The sequence below is a fragment of the Vibrio sp. OPT46 genome, from assembly GCF_015163535.1.
GTDB lineage: Bacteria > Pseudomonadota > Gammaproteobacteria > Enterobacterales > Vibrionaceae > Vibrio > Vibrio alginolyticus.
Window position 1 is genome coordinate 12,690 of the sequence record NZ_JADDYG010000012.1, and the last position, 5,341, is coordinate 18,030.

Genomic DNA, 5,341 nt, shown 5'->3' on the forward strand with positions numbered 1-5,341 from the left:
GAATGTTTGCAAATACTAAGCTCCAGGTGGCATAGACAGGCTTTCTGCGATTTGCTGTATCAGATAGTCCTCGACTTCAAAGCGAGTCTCAAGAATTTCCCCAATGAGACACATATCAGAATCGAAATCATTTAATTCATCATCTTCAGTCACTTCTGAGTACTTATCGTTAAAGTTCAATAATGGTTCAGTCGTTAGAACAATTTGACCATAGGTTTGATTGATCTCATTAGTCACGACAAAGCCGGTTGCTTTCCAACGGTCCATAACCATGTCATAAATTTTAAAGTGGCCTTCGGAGATGTAATCAACGAGGTGCTGACAGAAATCCTGCAGTTCGGAAGGAGATGGGAGTTCAATAACATTGGTTTTCGAACAAGGTTGCAGCGCTGCAAGCTTACAATATTCAACAATCAGGGATTGTCGTGTCTCTAACCAGTGATCAATGACATCACTTGAGCCACCCCACTGGTCTTGTGTTTGTTTGAATTTTCTTAGCATGACCATGCCCTCATGATCTGATCGCCCATCGGCGAACGTATCCTTTGCAAAGCAAAGTTAGTAAAGTTATTACAAACTCTTGTCCTTACTAGAATTTAGAGTGCACATTTACTTAACGATAAACTCTAGTATGAAATTAGATTGCCAGTAAAATGAACGAACTTCAAGCAAAGGGATGGTGTAATGTTAAGAAAAGGTGATGTTAACCGCGCGATAAATGCATACTGGTGTGTTGTTGCAGGAAGTGAAATTTGGCTGGTGGATGGTGCTGTGCCCTTCGGGTCTGCAGAGCAGTTATCACTGCCAGTAACGAGTGCAAGACCCATTGGTGAGTATTCTGGTTCGCCCGTCATGTGGCTTAACTTGGCCGATTTAGAGCATGATCTACCTTTAGCATCCCTGCGTGACTGCCTGCATTTTCCTGAGCCATTATTTATGTTGTTAAGTAAAGCTGTGCAATATGGGCACATGACGCAAAGTTTGCGCTTTTGTCCACAGTGCGGAGGAAGAAACTTTCTTAATAATAACCAGTTAGCCATGCAGTGTGGTGAATGTCGCACCCTTCATTATCCTAGAATATTTCCGTGTATTATCGTTGCTGTACGTAAAGAAAATCAGATCTTATTAGCCCAACATCCAAGGCATCGAAATGGTATGTATACGGTTATTGCGGGTTTTCTTGAAGTCGGTGAGACCTTAGAAGAGTGCGTGGCTCGAGAAATTCATGAAGAAACGGGAATTCTCGTTAAAAATATTCGTTACTTTGGCAGCCAGCCTTGGGCTTTCCCATCCAGTATGATGATGGGGTTTTTAGCTGACTATGAATCGGGAGAGTTAAGTCCAGACTACACTGAGCTGTCTGATGCACAATGGTTTGGTATCGACGAGATGCCGCCTGTTGCGCCTAAAGGAACGATTGCAAGAGCACTTATCGAGCAGACGCTGAAAGATATAGACACTAATTATCTGATAAATAGATAAAAAAAACCCTCCGAGAGGGAGGGGGTAAGTAAGATGTCGTTATGAGATGCTGAGTACTAAGTACTCAGTTTATAATTGTAGTTTTCGCTAGCGAACAAATTTTTAACACTGATACCGATTGGGTGCAAATTAAGCATTGATTTAAAAGTTAATAACTTGATCCAGGTTGCAAAGCACACAGCTATTGGACTTAAATCAGTGATAGAATACCCCCTTTCACAGAAAGCCTAACAGTTGGAATTACGGAATGACTGAATTAAAAAATGATCGTTATCTGCGTGCGCTTTTAAAAGAGCCGGTAGATTACACGCCAGTATGGATGATGCGCCAGGCAGGTCGTTACCTACCAGAATACAAAGCGACTCGTGCAGAAGCGGGTGATTTCATGTCTTTGTGTCGAAATGCAGAATTAGCATCCGAAGTGACACTTCAACCATTACGCCGTTTTCCTCTTGATGCCGCGATCTTATTCTCGGACATCTTAACGATTCCAGATGCAATGGGGCTTGGTTTACGTTTTGCTGCGGGTGAAGGACCTGTTTTTGATAACCCAATTACATGCAAAGCCGACGTGGAAAAAATTGGTTTGCCAGATCCTGAAGGTGAACTGCAATACGTAATGAACGCAGTACGCCAGATCCGTAAAGACCTGAAGGGTGAAGTGCCGCTGATTGGTTTTTCTGGTAGTCCTTGGACTCTTGCGACGTATATGATCGAAGGTGGTAGCTCTAAAGCGTTTACCAAGATCAAGAAGATGATGTACGCGGAACCACAAACTCTGCACCTACTTCTAGATAAGCTGGCAGACAGCGTTATCGAGTACTTAAACGCGCAAATTAAAGCGGGTGCGCAATCGGTAATGGTATTTGACACATGGGGTGGCGTACTAACGCCTCGTGATTACAATCTGTTCTCACTGCAATACATGCACAAGATTGTAGATGGTCTGATTCGTGAAAACGACGGTCGTCGCGTGCCAGTCACACTGTTTACTAAGAATGGCGGCATGTGGCTTGAGCAAATCGCAGCTACGGGCTGTGATGCGGTTGGTCTAGACTGGACAATCAACATTGCTGACGCGAAAGCACGTATCGGTGATAAAGTGGCGCTGCAAGGTAATATGGACCCATCAATGCTTTACGCTTCACCAGAGCGCATCCGCGAAGAAGTAGCGGATATCCTAGAAGGATTTGGTGATACGGGGACTGGTCATGTGTTCAACCTAGGTCACGGTATCCACTTGGATGTACCGCCAGAAAACGCGGGCGTATTTGTGGATGCGGTACACGAGTTATCTAAGCCATACCACAAGTAAGTTAGATTTTTTTGAAATCAAATGCCGGCATTCAGTGCCGGTATTTTTTTGCCTAAAATTCAGTTTTTCTATCTGAGACTCAAGGCTGTACAGCTCTAGTAGTATTTGGCCTACTATGATCTAATTACTACTCTAGCTGTACACTAGATGTTAAAGTTTAATATAAACAAATACTTATGATTTCGGGTTTTATGTTCTAATTTTCTTGTACAGATAAGCAAGCAATTAGATCATAGGTAACCTAAAGCATCGAGTGAATGCGTTTTTTAAGGTATGGCACGACGTCAGATTCAAACCAAGGATTCTTCTTTAACCACAATGTATTGCGTGGAGATGGGTGAGGGAGCGGGATAAAGTCCGGTTCCCAATCTTGCCATTGCTGAACGGTTTGCGTGAGCGTCTTTGGTTTGTTGGTGAGATAGTACTGCTGCGAGTACTGACCAATTAGTAGAGTGAGCTCTATATTGGGCAGCTGCTCAAGAATCTTTTTATGCCAAGTGGGCGCACATTCTTTACGAGGCGGTAAATCACCAGAGTTCCCTTTGCCTGGATAACAGAATCCCATTGGGACAATGGCAATTTTATTTGGGTCGTAGAAAACGTCTTTGTCGATATCGAGCCATTGGCGTAATCGATCACCACTTGGGTCATTCCAAGGTATCGAGGTTTTGTGTACACGTGTGCCAGGGGCCTGACCGATGATTAGGATGCGTGCCCCTTTTGCGGCTTGTACGACAGGGTTTGCGCCCAAAGGTAAATTATCCGCGCATATCTGGCAGGCCCTCACTTGTTGCAATAGCTCGTCTAACGACATTCTCAGTAACCCTTTTCGAAATCCACTTGATAATTTAATGAAAACCCATCGCGCCAGCGTAGATAGTTGTCAGCAAAAATCTCGATGACTTGCTCGGGAAAACTCAGCGCAGCAATGTGTGGAGTGATGGTGACTTGCGGTAGTTTCCAAAACGGATGCTCTACCGATAACGGTTCTTGCTCAAACACATCTAAGAAGGCGTGTTCTACCCAACGGTTTTTCAGAGCGAAGAGCAACCCTGTCTCATCCAGTACGTCGCCACGACCTACGTTAAATAATAACGCCTGATTTAGTTGGCTGAGCGTTTGACGATTAAGTAACTGTCGCGTCTCAGGTGTACTTGGTAGAGTATTCACAACGATGTCGGCTTGCTCAAATGCCTTACTTAGTTCATTGATATGAAAGGTCTGATGAAACTCGCCGCCTGAAGTCGGGATACCTGTGCGGTTAATACCGATAGTTTTTATCCCCATTGCTTTAGCGGCGTTGCCCAGATAGCCCCCAATGCTACCGGTACCAAGAATTACCATGGTTTTACTTTGTAATGACGTGTATAGGTGAGGCTGCCATTGTTTGTTTTGTTGTTGCTGGTGGTATCGGGCAAAGTGGCGATAATGGGCAATACTGTAACCCAAAACATATTCAGCAATCAGTGGACCAAAGATGCCTCGAACGTTAGTTAGAGTATAGTCCTGACGAAAGCTAGGGGATGTTAAGGCGTTGACACCAGCAAACGTGGATTGCACCCATTCAAGCTGTGAAAATTCGTCTAAGCTTTGTGATAGTAAGGGTGGATCCGCTAGTACGATCTGAGCAGCTTCTGGTTGGTCGGTGAGGCAAAGATCGGGCAGATTTTTCTCTGCCAGTAACGTTTTGTAGGTGTCGCGATGCTCTGAGAGCAGGAAAATCTGATTTGAATGCGGCATTAACTTTTTTCCCTGTGATGAATCAAGTACACTTTCGCTGTTTTTTTCTTCAATGATTGAGTGACTATGCTTAAGAATCCTCTTCAGGTTCGTTTAGAAAAACTAGAACCTTGGCAACAAATTACCTTTATGGCGTGTCTGTGTGAACGCATGTATCCAAACTATGCGATGTTTTGTGAGAATACAGAATTTGCTGACCCGCGTGCTTACCGAGCGATTCTTGATAGTGTATGGGAAATTTTGACAGTTAAGAACGCGAAAATTAACTTCGAACGTCAATTGGAGAAGTTAGAAGAGTTGTTCCCAAGTGCGGATGAGTTCGATTTTTACGGCGTTTACCCAGCGATGGACGCGTGTCAGGGTTTGTCTACGTTACTGCATGGTCTATTGGACCGCGATTACCTTTTCGATTCAATGCTTAAAGTGAGTCAACAGTCGGTACAAACCGTTGCTGATCTAGAGCAAGCACAAGGCGCAGAGCCAATCACTAACGACAACCAGAAAGAAAACGAAGCCGTATGTGAAGAGTGGGACGTCCAGTGGGCTATCTTCCGTCCGCTGCGTGAAGCGGTAGAACGTGACATCAGCTTGATTAAAGATTTGCGTGAAGAGCTACGTGAAGAAGGTGTGAGCAACATCGGTATTGCACTTTAATTGTTGAATAAATAGAAAAAGGCATCCTAACTGGATGCCTTTTTTGTTTGTGCTGTGCCGTCCTAAATAAGGTTGACACTTTCCACCCCCAAAATTGGAGAGTGTTATGAAATCAACAACTAAAAGAACTCAGCGCGATTACTCCCTCGC

6 protein-coding genes are annotated in these 5,341 nt (G+C 44.1%); 3 read left to right on the top strand and 3 right to left on the bottom strand.

Going from position 1 to position 5,341, the window contains the following annotated elements; all coding sequences use genetic code 11:
* Positions 1 to 15: 15 nt before the first annotated feature.
* Positions 16 to 507 carry an Rsd/AlgQ family anti-sigma factor gene (locus IQR33_RS01840; RefSeq protein WP_005382515.1) on the bottom strand — a complete coding sequence of 164 codons (492 nt, stop codon included), beginning with the start codon at positions 505 to 507 and terminating at the stop codon, positions 16 to 18.
* 177 nt (positions 508 to 684) lie between these two features.
* On the opposite strand from IQR33_RS01840, the gene nudC reads away from it, so the two are divergent.
* Positions 685 to 1,482 carry an NAD(+) diphosphatase gene (gene nudC, locus IQR33_RS01845; RefSeq protein WP_193837579.1) on the top strand — a complete coding sequence of 266 codons (798 nt, stop codon included), beginning with the start codon at positions 685 to 687 and terminating at the stop codon, positions 1,480 to 1,482.
* Positions 1,483 to 1,729: 247 nt separating this feature from the next.
* On the top strand, positions 1,730 to 2,797 hold the full coding sequence (gene hemE, locus IQR33_RS01850) for a uroporphyrinogen decarboxylase (protein ID WP_005397282.1): 1,068 nt from the start codon (positions 1,730 to 1,732) through the stop codon (positions 2,795 to 2,797).
* A gap of 241 nt (positions 2,798 to 3,038) precedes the next feature.
* On the opposite strand, the gene IQR33_RS01855 is transcribed toward hemE, so the two are convergent.
* Entirely contained in the window at positions 3,039 to 3,611 is a 573-nt protein-coding gene (locus IQR33_RS01855) for a uracil-DNA glycosylase family protein (RefSeq protein ID WP_017633934.1), read from the bottom strand.
* 2 nt (positions 3,612 to 3,613) lie between these two features.
* Positions 3,614 to 4,537: a D-2-hydroxyacid dehydrogenase gene (locus IQR33_RS01860; RefSeq protein WP_017633935.1), complete on the bottom strand. Its 924-nt coding sequence runs from the start codon at positions 4,535 to 4,537 to the stop codon at positions 3,614 to 3,616.
* A gap of 66 nt (positions 4,538 to 4,603) precedes the next feature.
* Here IQR33_RS01860 and IQR33_RS01865 point away from each other — a divergent pair, with 66 nt between their 5' ends.
* Positions 4,604 to 5,191: a YjaG family protein gene (locus IQR33_RS01865; protein WP_005382520.1), complete on the top strand. Its 588-nt coding sequence runs from the start codon at positions 4,604 to 4,606 to the stop codon at positions 5,189 to 5,191.
* Positions 5,192 to 5,341: the final 150 nt, after the last annotated feature.

Coding starts and splice junctions, on each gene's coding strand:
- IQR33_RS01860 (WP_017633935.1), bottom strand. CDS start 4,537: ATGCCGCATTCAAATCAGATTTTCCTGCTCTCAGAGCATCGCGACACC.
- IQR33_RS01865 (WP_005382520.1), top strand. CDS start 4,604: ATGCTTAAGAATCCTCTTCAGGTTCGTTTAGAAAAACTAGAACCTTGG.
- hemE (WP_005397282.1), top strand. CDS start 1,730: ATGACTGAATTAAAAAATGATCGTTATCTGCGTGCGCTTTTAAAAGAG.
- IQR33_RS01855 (WP_017633934.1), bottom strand. CDS start 3,611: ATGTCGTTAGACGAGCTATTGCAACAAGTGAGGGCCTGCCAGATATGC.
- IQR33_RS01840 (WP_005382515.1), bottom strand. CDS start 507: ATGGTCATGCTAAGAAAATTCAAACAAACACAAGACCAGTGGGGTGGC.
- nudC (WP_193837579.1), top strand. CDS start 685: ATGTTAAGAAAAGGTGATGTTAACCGCGCGATAAATGCATACTGGTGT.